Source organism: Stenotrophomonas rhizophila (assembly GCF_000661955.1).
GTDB lineage: Bacteria > Pseudomonadota > Gammaproteobacteria > Xanthomonadales > Xanthomonadaceae > Stenotrophomonas > Stenotrophomonas rhizophila.
Genome location: NZ_CP007597.1, coordinates 525,339 through 542,569, shown reverse-complemented (window position 1 = coordinate 542,569; position 17,231 = coordinate 525,339). Strand labels below are relative to the sequence as shown.

Below are 17,231 nucleotides of genomic sequence, written 5' to 3'. Positions count from 1 at the left end.
CACCTGCCGCCCCAAAAAACAAACCCCGCTTGCGCGGGGTCTGTTGGTGCTTCAACGCGGACTGCCGGACTCGATCAATCGATATCCAGGAAGCTGCGCAGCTGCTCGGACCGGCTCGGGTGACGCAGCTTGCGCAGCGCCTTGGCTTCGATCTGGCGGATACGCTCGCGAGTGACGTCGAACTGCTTGCCCACTTCCTCAAGGGTGTGGTCGGTGTTCATGTCGATGCCGAAGCGCATGCGCAGCACCTTGGCTTCCCTCGGGGTGAGGCCGGCCAGCACGTCGCGCACGGTTTCAGACAAGTTGATGTTGGTGGTGTTCTCGATCGGGGACTCCACGTTGGTGTCCTCGATGAAGTCGCCCAGATGGGAATCCTCGTCGTCGCCGATCGGGGTTTCCATCGAGATCGGCTCCTTGGCGATCTTCATCACCTTGCGGATCTTGTCTTCCGGCATGTCCATTTCCTTGGCCAGCTCCTCCGGCGTGGCCTCGCGGCCGTACTGCTGGAGCATCTGGCGGGAAATGCGGTTCAACTTGTTGATCGTTTCGATCATGTGCACCGGGATACGGATGGTGCGCGCCTGATCGGCGATCGAACGGGTGATGGCCTGGCGGATCCACCAGGTGGCATACGTGGAGAACTTGTAACCACGGCGGTATTCGAACTTGTCCACGGCCTTCATCAGGCCGATGTTGCCTTCCTGGATGAGGTCGAGGAACTGCAGGCCGCGGTTGGTGTACTTCTTGGCGATGGAGATCACCAGGCGCAGGTTGGCTTCGACCATTTCCTTCTTGGCCTTGCGCGCGCGCGCCTCACCGTAGGCCATGGCACGGCTGATTTCCTTCAGCTCGTCCAGTTCCAGCCAGGTGGTCTTTTCGATGTCGAGCGTGGCCTGCTGCTCGGCGATGATCTGGTCCTTCACGTCACGCAGCGCCGAGGACCACTTCTGCTTGCGCTTCAGTGCGTCTTCCACCCACTCCAGGTTGGTCTGGTTGCCTTCCCAGGAACGGATGAAGTCCTTGCGCGGCATGCGCGCGGTCACGGTGGCCAGGTTCAGCACGCGGCGCTCGTGGGACTTGATCTCGGCCATGACGTCGCGCAGCTGCTTGACCAGCACGTCGGTCAGTGGCAGCGGCAGCTTCAGGGTCACGAACACGGCGGCCATGTCGTCGCGCAGCTTGGCCAGCGGCTTGCGGTCGCCCTTGGCGGCAGCCTTCTTGAACGCGCTGTACGCATCGCTCAGGGCCTGCATGCGGCGGGCAACTTCTTCCGGGTCCGGACCGGTCGGGCCGGCTTCTTCTTCAACGTCGTCGCCGTCGTCTTCGTCGTCGGCGTCGTCTTCAGCGTCGTCGCTGGTGTCTTCGGCCACGGCCGGGGCCGGCACTTCTTCGACCAGGTCGTTGAAGCCGACGATCACTTCGGCCAGGCGCTTCTTGCCTTCCTTGTGCGCGTCGTAGTCGGCCAGCAGCGATTCCACCGACACCGGGAAGGTGCCGAGTGCGGCCTGGACCTGGCCCAGGCCTTCTTCGATGCGCTTGGCGATGGCGATTTCGCCTTCGCGGGTCAGCAGCTCGACGGTACCCATTTCGCGCATGTACATGCGCACCGGGTCGGTGGTGCGACCACCTTCGGTGTCGAGCGCGCTCAGCGCGGCGGCAGCTTCTTCGGCCGCGGTGTCATCGACTTCGCGGTTGCCGGTGTTGCCATCGTTGAGCAACAGGGTTTCTGCATCGGGAGCAACTTCATGGACATCGATGCCCATGCCGTTGATCATGCCGATGATGTCTTCAATCTGCTCCGGGTCGACGATGTCGTCGGGCAGGTGATCATTGACTTCGGCGTAGGTCAGGTAGCCCTGTTCCAGGCCCTTGCTGATCAGAAGCTTGATGTCGTTTTGCTGGGCAGGACGTTCGTTGGCCATGTAGTGCTCGCGCCACCGGCAGGGAGAGGAATAGGACCTAGCATTATACCAGCCTGGCGCCCCACCGCCCGGGCGGTGGTCCCAGGGGTCAGGGTCTGAGCAGGAAGGTCACCGGACCATCGTTGACCAGGCTGACAACCATATGGGCACCAAACTGGCCTGTTTCCACCCCTGGGGCGTGTTTTTGCCTGCAGATGTCCACCAACCGGTTGAATCCACGTTCAGCCTCGGCCGGCGCGGCGGCCGTGCTGAAGCCCGGGCGCATGCCACTGCCGGTGTCGGCAGCCAGGGTGAACTGGCTCACCAGCAGCAGCCCGCCGCCGGTGTCGGCCAGCGACCGGTTCATCTTTCCCCCTTCATCGGCAAACACACGGTAACCGAGCAGGCGATCGGCCATCCGCACGATCTGCGCCTCGCTGTCGCCGGGTTCCATGCCCACCAGCGCCAGCAATCCCGGGCCGATCCGGCCCACCGCCACGTCATCGACATGCACGCTGGCCTGGGTGACGCGCTGGATGAGAACAAGCATGGGCGGGGCTTCCGGGGTGGGGGCCGCCTACCTTAACGCGCCCGCCGGTCCACGCCGATTGTCCCAGCGGCTAGACTTCCCCGTGATGAAACCGCATACCACCGCCCGCCTGGCCTACCGCGCCGCCGCCCTGTTCACCCGCCTGCCCTGGTCCTGGCTGCGCGGCTTCGCCAACCTGCTGGCGTGGCTGTGGATCCGTCTCAATGCGCGCGAGAGCCGGGTGACCCGGCGCAACCTGGAACTGGCCTTCCCCGAACTGACCGACGCCCAGCGGGTGCAGATGCACCGCCAGGTGCTGCGCTCCACCGCGCTGCAGGCGCTGGAAACCCTGCGCCTGTGGACCCGCCCGCGCGAGCAGAACCTGGCCTGCCTGGTCGAGCGCCATGGCGAGGCGCTGTATGACGCGGCGCTGGCCGCAGGCAAGGGTGTGATCGTGGCCGCCCCCCACCATGGCAACTGGGAGCTGCTGAACCAGTGGCTGGCCTCGCGTGGTCCGATCGCCATCGTCTACAAGGCCCCCGACGAAGCCGTCGGCGATGCCTTCCTGCAGCTGGTGCGTGGCGGCGACAACGTGCAGCAGGTGCGGGCCGAGGGCCCGGCGGTGCGCCAGCTGTTCAAGGTGCTCAAGGACGGCGGCGCCACCGGCATCCTGCCCGACCAGCAGCCCAAGGCCGGCGACGGCGTGTTCGCCCCGTTCTTCGGGGTGGAGGCGCTGACCATGACCCTGGTCAACCGGCTGGCTGAACGGACCGGGGCCACCGTGCTGTACGGCTGGTGCGAGCGCGTGGGCCCGGGCATGCAGTTCGCCCTGCATGTCGAGCCGGCCGACCCGGCCGTGGCCGACCCGGATCCGCGCACGGCGGCAACCGCGCTCAACGCCGGGCTGGAGCGGATCGCCCGGCGCGACCCCACCCAGTACCAGTGGACTTACAAGCGTTATACGTTGCGCCCACCGGGCAGCGACGAGGTGGACCCCTATGCCACCGAAGAACACCCCCACTGACTGCGACGCAGCGTCGCGCCCCCGGCGCGATTGGAAATGGCGCCTTCCGTCCCCACTGTGGAATCCACGATGTCCCCCACGGCCCCTGCCATGTCTGATGCTGCTTCTTCTCTGTTCGGCGACCCGGCCGCGATCCGCTGCGAACGGGCGGTGGCCGAACTGCGCGCGGGCCGCCCGGTGGTGATCGACGACGGCCACGGCCAGCGGCTGGCCTTCATCGCCCTGGACAGCAGCACCCGCAGCAGCTTCAGCGCGTTCGCCCAGGCCGCCGCCGACCGCCACTATCTGTTCCTCACCGCCACCCGTGCGCGGGTGCTGGGGGTGGCCGCCGAGCACGGCGCCCGCGTGCCGCTGGCCGGCATCGACTTCGACGCCCTGCCCTCGCTGAGCTACCGCCGCGAACCGGAAGTGATGCCGGCGGGCTGGTCGGCCGGACAGGCGCTGGACGATGGCGCGGTGGAAATCGCCCGCCTGGGCCTGCTGCTGCCGGCCATGGTGGGCGTGCTGCTGGAGCCGGCGGACCACCGCTTCGATGATTGCGCGCAGGTGTCGCTGTGCGACCTGCACCAGGGCGCCGAGCAGGCCGCCCACGCCTACGAACTGGTCACCCGCTCGCCGGTGCCGCTGCGCGAGGTGGGCATGACCGAATTTGCCGTGTTCCGCGGTGGCGTGGCCCAGCGTGACCAGGTGGCCATCATCGTCGGCAGCCCGGACCTGTCCGGGGTGGTGCCGGTGCGCGTGCATTCGTCCTGCCTCACCGGCGACCTGTTCGGCTCGCTCAAGTGCGACTGCGGCGACCAGCTGCGGCGCGGCCTGCGCAAGCTCAAGGAACTGGGCGGTGGCGTGCTGCTGTACCTGGACCAGGAAGGCCGCGGCACCGGCATCGCCGCCAAGATGCGCGCCTACGGCTACCAGCACGACGGCCTGGACACCATCGACGCCGATGCGCAGCTGGGCTTCGGCGCCGATGAGCGCCGCTACGGCAGCGCAGTGGCGATGCTGCAGGGGCTGGGCGTGCACCGCGTGCAGCTGCTCAGCAACAATCCCACCAAGGCACAGCGGCTGCGCAACGCCGGCATCGACGTGGTGGACTGCGTGCCGGTCACCGGCGATATCACCGCCGAGAACGAACAGTACCTGCGCACCAAGGCCGAACGGGCCGGCCACCTGCTCGACGTCGACGCGCTGATCCAGGCCGCGCAATAGCGCGCGGCAACCTGCTACCGTCTGCGCGACGGGCGCACCGCCAGCAGCAGCACGCCCGGCATCTCCCTTGCCGAGCGCCCTGCCTTGTCCGACGCCATCGACACCCCTGCCATTCCCTCTCCGCCGCCGCTGCCGCCGCTGCCGTCCAGCCCTGACTGGCAGGCGTTGCCCCGGCGTGCCGCCGCCATCGCGGCGGTGGCCGGGGCCATCACCGGCACCGTCCTGATTGGCGGCGGGCTCGGCACGGCCTGGGTGCTGCTGGACCTGCCGCTGCGCTGGCTGGGCGTGGCCGGCATGCTGGTGCTGGGTGCGGCCATCGGCGCGGCCATTGGTTACCGCCGCCAGCGCCGCACGTTCTGGCGGCTCGACGCGCAAGGCCTGGGCGTGCGCCGCGACCTGATGTGGCAGCAGGAGACCCGCGTGCCGATCTCGCGCGTGCAGCACCTGGACCTGCGCCGGGGGCCGATCGAACGCAGCGCACGGCTGGCCACGCTGGTGGTGCACACCGCCGGCAGCCGCTTCAGCGCGGTGAGCCTGAGCGGGCTGGATGGCGAGGATGCCGAACGCCTGCGCGACACCCTGGCCCACCAGCTCGACCGCGACGACGACGCCCTGTGAGCCGCCCGTCCCCGACAGAGGCCGCGTTGAACGAGGCGCCGCCAGAGCAGCGCCTGCATCGGTGGTCATGGCTGTTCGTGCTGCTGATGCAGCTGCGCCAGTTCCTGCTGCCGCTGGTGGCGCTGCTGGTGTTCGGCAACCGCGGCGATCGCGATCAGATGTGGTCCTACCTGGCCGCATTGGTGGTGATCGTGGTGCTGGTGGGCACCTCGGTGCTGCAGTACCTGACCTACCGTTACCGGATCGGCCGCGACGCCATCAGCGTGCGCAGCGGGGTGGTGTCGCGCAACCGGCGCGAGATTCCGTTCGCGCGCATCCACAACGTGGTGGTGCACCAGAACCCGCTGCATCGCCTGTTCGGGGTGGCCGAACTGCGCCTGGAATCGGCCGGCGGCGCCCGGCCCGAGGCGGAAATGCGCGTGCTCAAGCTGTCCCAGGCATTGGCGCTGGAACAGCTGGTGCGGCACCGCGGCCAGGCGGTCGTGGCGCCCCCGGCGACCACGGATGCCGATCTGGATGCAGACGAGGTCACGCCGCCGGTGGACGATGGCGTGCTGCTGCAGCTGAGCACGCCGGAGGTGGTGCGCATCGGCCTGCTGTCCAACCGCGGCTGGGTGGTGGTGCTCGCCGCCGTGGGCGCCTCGTTCCAGCTGTTCCCCGATGGCACCGTGACCGACGCGATTGAAGAAGGCGGGCGTCAGGCGCTGGGCTACGCCAATGGTCTGCATCCGGCCACCTGGGTGTGGGCGGTGGCGGCGCTGGTCGCCGCGGCCGCGTTCTGGGTGCTGCTGCGCGTATTTTCGGTGGTGCTGGCGCTGTTGCGTTATCACGGCTTCCAGTTGAGCGAACAGGAACGTCGGCTCACCGTGGTCAGCGGCCTGCTCACGCGCCTGCGCAGCAGCGTGGCGCGGCGTCGCATCCAGGCCTGGACGCTGCGCGAAAGCCCCTTGCAGCGCTGGGCCGGGCGTCGCCATCTACGCATCGACATTGCCGCCGGGGTGTCCGAAGAGAACCAGCGCCGCGACCTGCGCGAACTGGCCCCACTGGCCACCCCAGAGGCGGCCGACGCCCTGGTGCAGCACCTGCTGCCGCAGGTGCAGTGGCCGCCCGCACACTGGCAACCGGTGCAGCAGCGCGGCTGGTGGCGGCTGAGCCTGGGTACCGCGGTGTGGGTACCGCTGGTGGCCGCGGCAGGCATGTGGAACGAGGTGCCGTGGGCGGCCGTGATCCTGCTGTGGCTGCCGTGGTCGGCCTTCCGCGCGCATCGCCAGATGGCACGCATGGGCTATCACCTGGACGACCAGTACGTGGCCGTGCGCGGGGGCTGGTGGCAGCGTTGGTGGCGGTTCGCCGAGCTGGACAAACTGCAGGTGCTGCGCCTGAGCCGTTCGCCGCTGGACCGCCTGCTGGGGACCGCCAGCGTGTGGCTGGATACCGCCGGTGCCAGCGGCAGCGTGGCCTTGTGCCTGCGCTACCTGCCCGACGCCGAGGCGCGCGCGGTGCATGCGCGGTTGAGCGCGGCGTTGGCGCAGCGCCGCCTGCGCTGGTAATCGACGCAGCCGACCAACGGTCGGCTCTACCGCTTCGACGGCCCCCAATACCCCAGGTCACGCCGGATCTGCAGGCCGCGCGTCCACGCGCCGAACGGTTTGCGCTTGAGCGTCCCGAGTTCCCCGGCCAGGAAATCCTCCGTGGCCGCGATCACCCGCTCGCTGGAATACCCGTCGCGGTACGGGTGGATGCTGTCGGCATACTGCTGGATCTGCGCCACCAGTGCCGGCTCGGGCGACAGCGCGCGGTCCAGCATCGCCGGTAGCTGGGTGGCGTCGTCGAAGTCGATCATGTGCGGCTGCGGCACGCGGTTGCGGAAGGTCACCACCGGTTTGTACTGCACCACGAACTCGGACACGATCGAGGAGGTGTCCGACACCAGCACGTCGGCGGCACGCTGCGCGGCCATCACCTGCTCGGGCTCGATGAAGGCGGCGTTGTCGCCGGCCAGCGCGCGGTAGCGTGCAAACATTTCTTCGCTGCACTTGGGATGCAGGGTCAGCAGCCAGTAGCGCTCACCGCGCGCGATGTCGGCGGCGATGTGCTCGTACAGATGCGGCGCCGCACTCAGGCGTTCGGTGAAGGTGGAGCCGAACAGGATCACCGGGCGGCCAGCGGCAGGCGCCCGCAGCGCCGCGCTGGCGCCCCCGTCGTCGCGGAACAGCGGGTCCAGCTTCGGCCAGCCGGTCTGCGCCACGGCGAAATGGCCCTGGCGTTCGGCCAGGTCACGGAACGGCTCCGTCGTCGCCGGCCCCTGCGTGCAGTACAGGTCGAACAGGCCCCGCACGCGGAAATGGCCGCGCGCGCTGTCGCGCTTCTGCACATTGAAGCCATGGAAGACCTGCACCTTGGCCCCGGCGATGAACGGCGGCACCCAGTTGGCGGCGCTGAACACCGCACGCGGGCGCAGCGCCAGCGCCTGCGTGAGGTCCACGTTGGGCACCCCCGGCAGGCTGCCCCCGGCGGCGCCATCGGCGAACCAGGCCGACACCGATTGCCCGGACGCGTGCAACGCCTGGGCCAGAGGGGCGAGAATGGGCAGCGCATAACGCTCCGTCGCAAACAGCAGGTACTCGGCCATCATGTCCTCCACGACCGCTCCCACTGAACGGCCTCGCATCTCGGCCTGCATTATCGCGTTCAATGAAGCCGACCGCATCGGCGACTGCCTGGCCTCGCTGGCCTTCTGCGACGAGATCATCGTCGTGGACTCCCATTCCACCGATGCCACGGTGGCCATCGCCCGCGCCGCCGGAGCCACCGTGCTGCAGCGCGCGTTCGACGGCTTCCGCAGCCAGAAGGCGTTCTGCGTTGAACAGGCCAGCCACGACTGGGTGCTGTGCCTGGATGCCGACGAACGCATCAGCGACGACCTGCGCGCGGCCATCCTGGCTGCCCAGGCGAGCGGCTTTGCCGGCCACCATGGCTACCGTTTCGCGCGTCTGTCCGAGTACTTCGGCAAGTTCCTGCGCCACGGCAACGCCTATCCGGACCGCGTGCTGCGCCTGTTCGACCGCCGCCACGGCGGCTGGCGCGGCAAGCGCGAGATCCACGAAGCGGCCAGCGTCGACGGCAGCGTGGGCGTGCTGCGCGGCGACCTGATCCACTACCCGTACCGCTCGCTGGAACAGCAGTTGAGCAAGACCCAGCGCTACGCGCGGATGATGGCCGAGCACGAGTTCGCACGCGGCAAGCGCGCCACCCTGGCCAAGCTGGTCCTGGCCCCCGCGTGGCGGTTCTGGCGCGGGCTGCTGTTGCGCGGCGGCTTCCGCGATGGCTGGCACGGGCTGGTGTATGCCTACGTGCGCGCCAACTACGTGCGCCAGAAGACGATCATGTTGTGGATGCTGCAGCACGGACAGCCGGTAAGCGACCCGCCGCGCCACAGCGACGCCGCATGAGCGCTGCTGTGGCAGACTTCATGCGCGTTTGATCGAAGACCTCCATGAAGATCCTCTACACCAACTTCCATTCCGGCGACGGCGGCGGCCACACCACCTACCTGGTGTCGCTGGCACGCGCGCTGTCGGCGCGCCACCAGCTGTTCATGGCCGCCCCGGACAACAGCCGCGTGCTGCGCGTGGTCCGCGACGAAGGCATCGCCGAACCGCTGGACATCGCCTTCAGCAGTGGCCTGCCCACGCTGCCCCAGCAATGGGCCGACATGCGCCGCCTGCGCCACCTGGTCCAGCAGCACCGGATCGACATCGTGCATGCCAACGGCGCGCGCGACCATCGGGTGATGATGGAAGCGGTGGCTGGCCTGGCCCATCGGCCCAAGCTGGTGTTCACCAAGCACAACAGCAAGCCCAGCAACACGTTCGGCAACACCCTGCGTGCACGCTGGGGTACGGACCGGGTGATCGCGGTGTCCGCCCATACCCGCCAGATGCTGCTGGACAGCCCCTACCGGCGCTGCCCGATCGACGTGGTGCGCAATGGCGTGGACCTGGCGCGCTTCGCGCCGGTCGATGCGTCCGCCGGCGCGGTCCTGCGTGCCCGCTGGACCACCGATCCCGATGCGTTGGTGATGGTGAGCAATGCCGGCACCGACGGTCACAAGGGCTGGATCGATCTGGTCGAGGCCGTGGCCACGCTGCCCGAGCCGATCCGCAGCCACATCCACGTGGCCGTGGCCGGCCGCGACGCGGAGCCGCGGCTGCTGGCACGGGTGGCCGCGCTGGGCCTGGGCGCGCAGGTCCACCTGCCCGGCCTGCTGGAGGACATCCGGCCGTTCGTGGCCAGCGGTGATGCGGGCTTCGTGCTGTCCCACGACGTGGAGACCATCTCCTTCGCCTGCCGCGAAATGATGGCGATGGGCAAGCCGGTGATGGTCAGCGACTACGCCGGCCTGCCGGAGAACATCGACCACGACCAGGATGGCTGGATCGTGCCGGTGCGCAACATTCCCGCGATCGCCGCCCAGGTGGCCCGGCTGTATGCACAGCGCCACGACCTGGCCCGGATCGGCGTGGCCGCGCGCCAGCGTGCCGTGCGCGAGTTCGGCCTGGACACGTTCACTGGCCTGACCGAAGCCAGCTACGACGCCGCCCTGCAGGGCGGTTGAACCGGGGTCAGTCCGCCTGGCGCCTGCGCGCCGGGTCGGACAGGGCCAGGAACACCGCCACCCAGGTGGCGTAGAACGACGCCGAGCGCATGTCGCGGAACATCATCTCGGTGATGCCGAACACCAGGTAGCTGGCGCAGATCATCACCCCGGCACCGGCGAACAGGCGGCCGGCGTCGTCCTCGCGCCACAGCCGGCGCAGCAGCACCCAGCCCGGCGCGGCGTACAGCAGCACCAGCCCCAACCCGCCCAGCACGCCGTAGGTGGCCAGGAAATACAGCAGGTCGTTGTGGGTTTCGCCATAGTCACGTGCCACGGTGGGCGACACCTGGCGGGCTTCGGCCAGGCTGCGCAGTTCTTCGCGGAAGCGGTCACCCCCGCCGATGCCGAACACCGGCTCGCTCTGGATCATGTGCCCCGCCGCACTCCACAGCTGCAGCCGGATGCACACCGACGTATCGGCCAGGTGGGTCACCTGGCACTCTTCGAATTCGTTCACGCCCAGGTGGATGCGCTCGCGCAGGGTGCTGTCGCTGAGCACGATCAGGCCCACCGCGCCGAGCAGCAACGCACCGGCCCAGGCCTTGTAACGGTTGAGCCGGCGCCCCTGCACCAGCAGTGCGATGAACACCAGCACCGGCACCGCCAACAGGCCGCCGCGGGTCTGGGTGGCCAGGAACGCGCCCAGCCCGGCCACACCGGTGATCAGTTTCAGCGCGAACTCGGTGCGCTTGAAACGGGTAATGCGGTAGCCCAGCAGCAGCAGCGCCAGCATCGAAAACAGCAGCGTCAGGTTGCCGTAGGTCACCGTGTTGAACTGGCGGGTGGCCGGGCGTCCGCCGGTGCTCAACACCAGCCAGCCGACGTTGATCACCGCATACCAGATGCCCAGCAACAGGCCGAACAGACCATGGGCCAGAATCGGGCGCGGAATCCGCAGCGCGGCGGCCAGGATCAGCAGCACGGTCAGGAAACGCGAGGCCTTTTCCACCTCCGAGCCCTTCCACAGGCCGTGCACCAGCAGGCTGGTCAGCACGCCGATCAGCATCACCGCCACGCCCACGCCCATCCACACATATTCGCGGCGGTTGTCGCACCAGACCTGCCCGGGCGCGGCCGGGCGCACCACGAACAGCACGATGATGCTCAGCAGGACCAGCAGGTAATAGCCCGCGCTGCCACCGTCCAGGGTCGACATCAGCAGCACCGGGGACAACCCGACCGCGATCGTGAAGGCCCATGCCAAGGCAAGGTTGGCGCGGGCAGGACGGAGTGGAGACATGGTCACGATCTGGGCAATGCGGCGTAATGACGGAAGAGGAACGGGTTCACCGGCCTCCATTCCAGGATCGGGCGAGCAGGCGGCATTGTCGCTGATCGTCCCGTAATGATCCATGAGAGTCCCATCACTCCTCCGGCGCCTCCCGGCCTTGTTCCAGGGTGATCCGTGCCAGTTCACGGGCACTGGGCCGGCACGGGCCGACCACGGCGTCGGCCGGTACCAGCCACCAGCCACGGCGATTGGCCACGCCCACCCGTTCGGCACGGTTGCGATCGATGCAGTCCAGCACGGCCGCTTCCTGTACCAGCAGCCAGCGCTGCTGTGGCGCCTGCGCCTGCCAGGCCACGCCGTCCTGCAACTGACTGTACCAACGGCGTTTGAAGCCAAAGGTGGTCGCGGGGCGGTCGGCCATGAGCAGGTTCTGTTCCTTCCACCCCACCAGCCCCAGCTGCGCGTCGGCGCCGATGCGCTGCCCGGCCTGCTGCATCAACCCACGGGCCGAGCTGGAGTCGTTGAACAGCGGGTAGCCCACCAGCCCGTACGCCACCCAGACCATCGCCAGGGTGGACAGCACGGCCACATGGCGTCGCCGCGGGCCGCTGAAGCACAGGCTGGCCATGCCCCAGGCGCCCAGCGCCACGCCGATCCAGCCCAGCGCTGCGGTCACCGACGTGTCGATGCCGCGCTGCAGGATCAACCGGCTTTCAAAGCCGGGCTGGCCGACGAGCATGGCAATGCCTGCGCCCAGCAGGGCCAGCACCAGCACGGCGTTGAACGCGCCCAGCAGCCACTGCACGTCACGCCGCCGCAGCAAGCCCGGCAGCAGCGGGGCCAGCGCCAGGCAGAACATCGGCAGCGCCGGCAGGATGTACACATCGCGCTTGCCGTGCGGGATCGAGAAGAACAGCACGATCAGCAGCCACCAGCCCAGCAGCACCAGGTAGCGCGGATCGCGGCGGCGCAGCCGGCGCCACCAGGCCGGGATCGCCCAGGGCACCACCAGGATCGCGGGGAGCCACATCGACGGCATGGTGGCCAGAAAATACCACCACGGCTGGTGGTGGTCCCACGACTGCGCGTACCGCTTGGCGGTCTGCCGGAACAGGATGTCGTTCATGTAGGCCCGGTATTCCACCGAGCCGCTGGACGTGGCGGCCAGCACCATCGGCACCAGCCACAGCGCCACCGCCAGCACGAAGGCCAGCGGGGCCAGCCAGAAGCGCCAGTCGCGCACGTGCAGGCGAACCCGCGGCCAGCCCAGCAGCGAGGCCACGGCCGCCGGCAGCACCATCAGCAGCGCCAGCACGCCCACGCCCTTGGTGATCACGCCCAGCCCGGCGGCGAACCAGCCCAGCCACCACCACCGCCACGCCTGCCCGCACAGCAGGTGCCGCAGCAGGCCGTAGTTGGCCAGGGTGATGAAGAACACCACCAGCGGATCGATCTGCGCCTTCTTGGCCTGGAAGGTGAAATGCACCGCAAACAACAGTGCCCAGGCCGCGTACAGGCCCACCCGGCGGGTCCACAGCCGGCGGCCCAGGTCGTACACGCAGGCCAGCGTGCCCAGTGCGGCCAGCAGCGACGGCAGCAGGAACGCCACCCGCCAGTTGCCGAACACGCTGTAGAGCGCGGCCTGCGCCCACATCAGCATCGGCGGCTTGTCCGAGTACAACTCGGTGCCACGGTGCGGGAACAGCCAATCGCCGCTGAGCACCATCTGCTTGGCCACCAGCGCAAAGCGCGGCTCGTCCGACGGCCAGGGGTCGCGCAGGCCCAGGCCGGCGCCGAGCACCAGCAGGGCCATCGTGGCAAGCAGCCAGAACTCGCGTCTGGCAGGGTTTTTCAACATATGACGCGGGTCCAGCGGCGGGGTATCAGCCCTTTTTTAGCAGACGCGCATAGAAGAATCCGTCTGCACCCTCTTCACCGGGCAGGCGCTGGCGGCCGGCCCAGGAGTCGTGGCCGAAGGCCTCACCCAACGGCAGGAAGCCTGCGCGGGGGGTGCGCTGCAGGAAGGACTCGATCTGGAACTGGTTCTCTTCCCGCAGGATCGAGCATGTCGCATACAGCAGGGTCCCGCCCGGGGCCAGCATGCGGAAGCACGCATCCAGCAGGCGGGCCTGCAGCGCCACCAGGGCCTCGATATCGGCCGGGCGGCGGTGCACCAGCACGTCCGGCTGGCGGCGGATGATGCCGGTGGCCGAGCACGGCGCATCCAGCAGGATGCAGTCGAACGGCTGCCCGTCCCACCAGCTGTCCGGCGCGGCGGCGTCGGCCGCCAGCACCCGCGCCTGCGCGCCCACGCCAGTACGGGCAAAGGTCTCGCTGATGCGCTTGAGCCGCCGCGGGTCGATGTCCAGTGCCAGCAGCTGCAGGCTGGGATCACGTTCCAGCAGGTGCGCGGCCTTGCCGCCCGGTGCGGCGCAGGCGTCCAGCACGCGTGCACCGGGGCGCGGGGCCAGGGCATCGGCCACCTGCTGCGCCGACAGGTCCTGCACCGACAACGCGCCGGCGGCGAACCCCGGCAGCGCGGCCACCGGCACGGGCACCGGCAGGCGGATCGCATCGCTGCACAGCGGCGACGCCTCGGCCTCGATGGCGGCCGCAGCCAGCTGTTCCAGCACCGCCTCGCGGCTGCCGTGCTGACGGTTCACCCGCAGCCACAGCGGCGCGGGCTGCAGGCTGGCGGCGAACACGTCCTCGGCCTGCTCCGGCCAGTCCTGCTCGATCATGCCGGCCAGCCAGTCCGGGAACGCAGCGCGCGCCGGCTGGGCCGGAATGCCGTCGCGCTGGGCACGGCGCAGCAGCGCGTTGACCATGCCGGCCTGGCGGTCGCGGCCCATGGCGCGGGCGGCGTCCACGGTGGCCGACAGCGCCGCATGGGCGGGCAGCTCAAGCGCGTCCAGCTGGGCAAAGCCCACCAGCAACAGCGCGCGCAGCTCGTCTTCGCGCACGCCGAGCGGGCGTTGCATCCACTGCGCCAACGCAGCGTCGTAGGCACCGCGGCGGCGCAGCACCGCAAAGCACAGCGCCTCCAGCAGGGCGCGGTCGCGGCTGTCGTCCAGGGTGGGCAGTGCCTTGGCCAGTTCGGCCTTGAGCGAGCGCCCGCGGCCGATTACCTGGGCCAGCACCTTGGCCGCCAGTACACGGGTGGGCACGCCGGGGGCGCTGGCGGCACGCTGCGGGGCCTGCTTGTCCTGCTGGAGCTGGGTCATCTCAGGCACCCACGCTCAGGTCGCGGCGCGCGTTGAGGTAGTCGGCGGCCGTGATCGCCTTGCCGCCTTCGCGCTGCAGTACCCGCAGGCGCAGTGCGCCCTGCCCGCAGGCGATGTCGATGCCTTCGCGGGCGGCCGCCAGCAGGGTGCCCGGGGCCTTGCCCTGGTTGTCCGGCAGCGCCACCGCGCCGTGGATGCGCACGCGCTCGCCGGCCAGCAGGGCCTCGGCGATCGGCCACGGGTTGAAGGCGCGCACGGTGCGCTCCAGTGCCTGCGCGTCCTGCGCCCAGTCCAGCCGGGCTTCGGCCTTGTCCAGCTTGTGTGCGTAGGTCACCCCCGCCTCCGGCTGCGGCTGGGCAATCGGCTTGATCCCGGCGCGCAACAGGCCCAGCCCGTCCGACAGCACCTGCGCGCCCAGCTCGGCCAGGCGGTCATGCAGCTGGCCGCCGGTGTCGTTGGCACCGATGGCCAGGTGCTGCTTGAGCAGTACCGGACCGGTGTCCAGGCCCGCTTCCATCTGCATCAGGCACACGCCGCTTTCGCTGTCGCCGGCCTGGATCGCACGCTGGATCGGCGCGGCGCCGCGCCAGCGCGGCAGCAGCGAGGCATGCACGTTCCAGCAGCCGTGGGTGGGGATGGACAGCACGGCCTTGGGCAGGATCAGCCCGTAGGCCACCACCACCATCAGGTCCGGCTGCAGGTCGCGCAGCTGCTGCTGGGCTTCGGGGGTTTTCAGGTGTTCGGGCTGGAACACCGGGATGCCACGCGCGATCGCCTCCAGCTTCACCGGCGACGGCATCAGCCCGCGCCCACGCCCGGCCGGGCGGTCCGGCTGGGTGTACACGGCCACCACTTCATGGTGGCGCGCGGCGACGCGCAGCGAGGACACGGCGAACTCCGGCGTACCGGCAAAGACAATCTTCATGGCTACCCCACTTGCAGAAAGAAAAACGGCGCCGGTGGCCGGCGCCGCACAACCAGGCCCGGCCCGCGGTCAGCCCGCGCGGCCCGGCCCTTGGGCATCTCAGGCAACGTGCTTGCGCGCCTTGGCCAGCTTCTTGCGCACCATCTCGCGCTTCAGCGGGGACAGGTAATCGATGAACAGCTTGCCGTCCAGGTGGTCCATCTCATGCTGGATGCACACCGCCAGCACGCCGTCGGTGGTCAGTTCCTGCGGCTGGCCCTGGCGATCCAGGAAGCGCACGGTGATCTGGTTGGCACGGGTGACGTCGGCAAAGATGCCCGGTACCGACAGGCAGCCTTCCTGGTAGACCTGGCCGCCCTCGTTGGCGACGATCTCCGGGTTGATGAACACCCGCGGGGTGTCCTTCTCTTCACTGACGTCGATGACCATGAAGCGCTTGTGCACGTCCACCTGGCTGGCGGCCAGGCCGATGCCCGGGGCGTCGTACATGGTGTGGAACATGTCGTCGAGCAGTTGCTGGAACGCCGGCGTGGTCACTTCGGCGGCGTCGATCAACGCGGCCTTGGTGCGCAGGCGCGGATCGGGAAACTCAAGAATGGGCAGGATAGCCATGGCAAATACCGGTAGGGGGCGCCGGTCAAAGCGGCGTACGTCGCAATTCTATCGCCAACGCTTGCCCTGCGCCCCGGTTTCTGGACTATAGTGCGGCAACCTGTTGGGGAATCAGGCACCACCTATGTTTGAACGTACTCGTACGGTCGTCGCCGTGGCGATGTTGACCGTTGCCACCTATGCTACCGCCGTTGAAGTGAATGGCGGGCACCCGGATACCTACGTCGTCCGCAAGGGCGATACTTTGTGGGACATTTCCGCGCGCTTCCTCAAGAAGCCGTGGCTGTGGCCGGAAATCTGGCAGGCCAATCCGCAGGTCAAGAACCCGCACCTGATCTACCCGGGTGACGTGCTGAGCCTGGCCTACCTGGATCGCGTCGTGGCCCAGCCCGGCCCGCGCCAGGAAGCGCCGGTCACCGGCATTCCACTGGACCAGGTCGAACCCTTCCTGAAGCAGCTGAGCGTGGTCGACGAGGTCAAGTCGCTGCCGTTCGTGGTGGGCCTGGAAGACAACCGCCTGCGTGCCACCAGTGGCCAGACCGCCTATGTGCGCGGGCTTGAGGGCGCCGAAGTGGGCCAGCGCTGGGCCGTGGTCCGCCCGACCGTGCGCTACGCCCTGCCCAAGCCGACCGAGGACCTCACCGCCAGCGGGGATGTGACCCCGGGCAGCGGCAACCTCTGGAAGAACTTCTTCGTTCCCAGCAAGCGCAACCAGACGCTGGGCTACGAGTTGGCGCAGATCAACGTCGGCACGGTCACCAAGGTGGCCGCCGGCAACGTGGATGTGACCACCATTGCCCTGCAGACCGGGGTGGGCGGCGTGGAAGTGCGCAACGGCGACCGCCTGGTGCCGGTGCAGGCCAACCCGTACGACCTGCAGTTCTTCCCGCACGTTCCGGCTGCCCAGACCGAAGGCCTGGATATCCGCGTGCTGGCCGTGACCGACATGTTCCTGTCCGGTGGCCCGCGCGATGTGATCGCCATTTCCGCCGGCAGCACCGACGGCATCGACAACGGCACCGTGGTGTCGCTGTGGCGCCAGGGCCGGCACGTGGCCAACAAGATGAAGTACCCCGGTTCGTCGCGGATGGACGACTCGCTCACCGACGGCGCCGGGCGCTTCTCCCTGCCCGACGAGTACGCTGCCCATGCGATGGTGTTCCGCACCTACGACAAGGTCAGCTATGCGCTGGTGATGCAGGGGGTCAAGCCGGTGCTGGTGGGGTACGCGGCAAAGCACCCTGACGCTCAGTAAACGCAAACCCCTACGCACTACTCCGACGGCGCCCCAGGGCGCCGTC

The 17,231-nt window shown here is 69.0% G+C and carries 15 protein-coding genes; 7 read left to right on the top strand and 8 right to left on the bottom strand.

Annotated elements, in window-relative coordinates:
- Positions 1-74: 74 nt before the first annotated feature.
- Positions 75-1,922, bottom strand: coding sequence for an RNA polymerase sigma factor RpoD (rpoD, locus tag DX03_RS02260; protein WP_038686002.1), 1,848 nt, complete (start codon positions 1,920-1,922; stop codon positions 75-77).
- Positions 1,923-2,010: 88 nt separating this feature from the next.
- A complete protein-coding gene (gene dtd / locus DX03_RS02255; protein ID WP_038686000.1) occupies positions 2,011-2,451 on the bottom strand; it encodes a D-aminoacyl-tRNA deacylase in 441 nt (146 codons plus the stop codon).
- Positions 2,452-2,536: 85 nt separating this feature from the next.
- Between dtd and DX03_RS02250 the strand changes: the two genes are divergently transcribed.
- The 4 genes from DX03_RS02250 to DX03_RS02235 all read left to right on the top strand — a co-directional run bounded on the left by DX03_RS02250 (position 2,537) and on the right by DX03_RS02235 (position 6,828).
- Positions 2,537-3,454, top strand: a complete 918-nt coding sequence (locus DX03_RS02250; protein WP_038685998.1) for a lauroyl acyltransferase — start codon at positions 2,537-2,539, stop codon at positions 3,452-3,454.
- 69 nt (positions 3,455-3,523) lie between these two features.
- Complete coding sequence (gene ribA, locus DX03_RS02245) at positions 3,524-4,660, top strand: GTP cyclohydrolase II RibA (RefSeq protein WP_038685995.1); 1,137 nt, start codon at positions 3,524-3,526, stop codon at positions 4,658-4,660.
- 84 nt (positions 4,661-4,744) lie between these two features.
- Positions 4,745-5,278, top strand: coding sequence for a PH domain-containing protein (locus DX03_RS02240; protein ID WP_081797123.1), 534 nt, complete (start codon positions 4,745-4,747; stop codon positions 5,276-5,278).
- Entirely contained in the window at positions 5,275-6,828 is a 1,554-nt protein-coding gene (locus DX03_RS02235) for a PH domain-containing protein (RefSeq protein ID WP_038685994.1), read from the top strand. The genes DX03_RS02240 and DX03_RS02235 overlap by 4 nt, the downstream gene beginning before the upstream one ends.
- 26 nt (positions 6,829-6,854) lie before the next feature.
- Here the strand turns inward: DX03_RS02235 and DX03_RS02230 are convergent, their stop codons facing one another.
- Positions 6,855-7,913: a CDP-glycerol glycerophosphotransferase family protein gene (locus DX03_RS02230; protein ID WP_038685992.1), complete on the bottom strand. Its 1,059-nt coding sequence runs from the start codon at positions 7,911-7,913 to the stop codon at positions 6,855-6,857.
- On the opposite strand from DX03_RS02230, the gene DX03_RS02225 reads away from it, so the two are divergent.
- Both DX03_RS02225 and DX03_RS02220 read left to right on the top strand, forming a co-directional pair.
- A complete protein-coding gene (locus tag DX03_RS02225; protein WP_038685990.1) occupies positions 7,912-8,730 on the top strand; it encodes a glycosyltransferase family 2 protein in 819 nt (272 codons plus the stop codon). The two genes, DX03_RS02230 and DX03_RS02225, sit on opposite strands and share 2 nt — an antisense overlap.
- A gap of 44 nt (positions 8,731-8,774) precedes the next feature.
- Positions 8,775-9,896, top strand: coding sequence for a glycosyltransferase (locus tag DX03_RS02220; protein ID WP_038685988.1), 1,122 nt, complete (start codon positions 8,775-8,777; stop codon positions 9,894-9,896).
- A gap of 7 nt (positions 9,897-9,903) precedes the next feature.
- Here the strand turns inward: DX03_RS02220 and DX03_RS02215 are convergent, their stop codons facing one another.
- The 5 genes from DX03_RS02215 to def all read right to left on the bottom strand — a co-directional run bounded on the left by DX03_RS02215 (position 9,904) and on the right by def (position 15,930).
- Positions 9,904-11,178 carry an O-antigen ligase family protein gene (locus tag DX03_RS02215; RefSeq protein WP_038685987.1) on the bottom strand — a complete coding sequence of 425 codons (1,275 nt, stop codon included), beginning with the start codon at positions 11,176-11,178 and terminating at the stop codon, positions 9,904-9,906.
- A 124-nt stretch (positions 11,179-11,302) separates the two neighbouring features.
- A complete protein-coding gene (locus DX03_RS02210; protein ID WP_038685986.1) occupies positions 11,303-13,027 on the bottom strand; it encodes an ArnT family glycosyltransferase in 1,725 nt (574 codons plus the stop codon).
- A 25-nt stretch (positions 13,028-13,052) separates the two neighbouring features.
- Positions 13,053-14,393, bottom strand: a complete 1,341-nt coding sequence (rsmB, locus tag DX03_RS02205) for a 16S rRNA (cytosine(967)-C(5))-methyltransferase RsmB (protein ID WP_038685984.1) — start codon at positions 14,391-14,393, stop codon at positions 13,053-13,055.
- A 1-nt stretch (position 14,394) separates the two neighbouring features.
- On the bottom strand, positions 14,395-15,318 hold the full coding sequence (fmt, locus tag DX03_RS02200) for a methionyl-tRNA formyltransferase (protein WP_038685982.1): 924 nt from the start codon (positions 15,316-15,318) through the stop codon (positions 14,395-14,397).
- Positions 15,319-15,417: 99 nt separating this feature from the next.
- Positions 15,418-15,930 (bottom strand): peptide deformylase, encoded by a 513-nt coding sequence (def, locus tag DX03_RS02195; protein ID WP_038685981.1) that lies wholly within the window; start codon positions 15,928-15,930, stop codon positions 15,418-15,420.
- Between the two features lie 124 nt (positions 15,931-16,054).
- Here def and DX03_RS02190 point away from each other — a divergent pair, with 124 nt between their 5' ends.
- On the top strand, positions 16,055-17,185 hold the full coding sequence (locus tag DX03_RS02190) for a LysM peptidoglycan-binding domain-containing protein (protein ID WP_038685979.1): 1,131 nt from the start codon (positions 16,055-16,057) through the stop codon (positions 17,183-17,185).
- Positions 17,186-17,231: the final 46 nt, after the last annotated feature.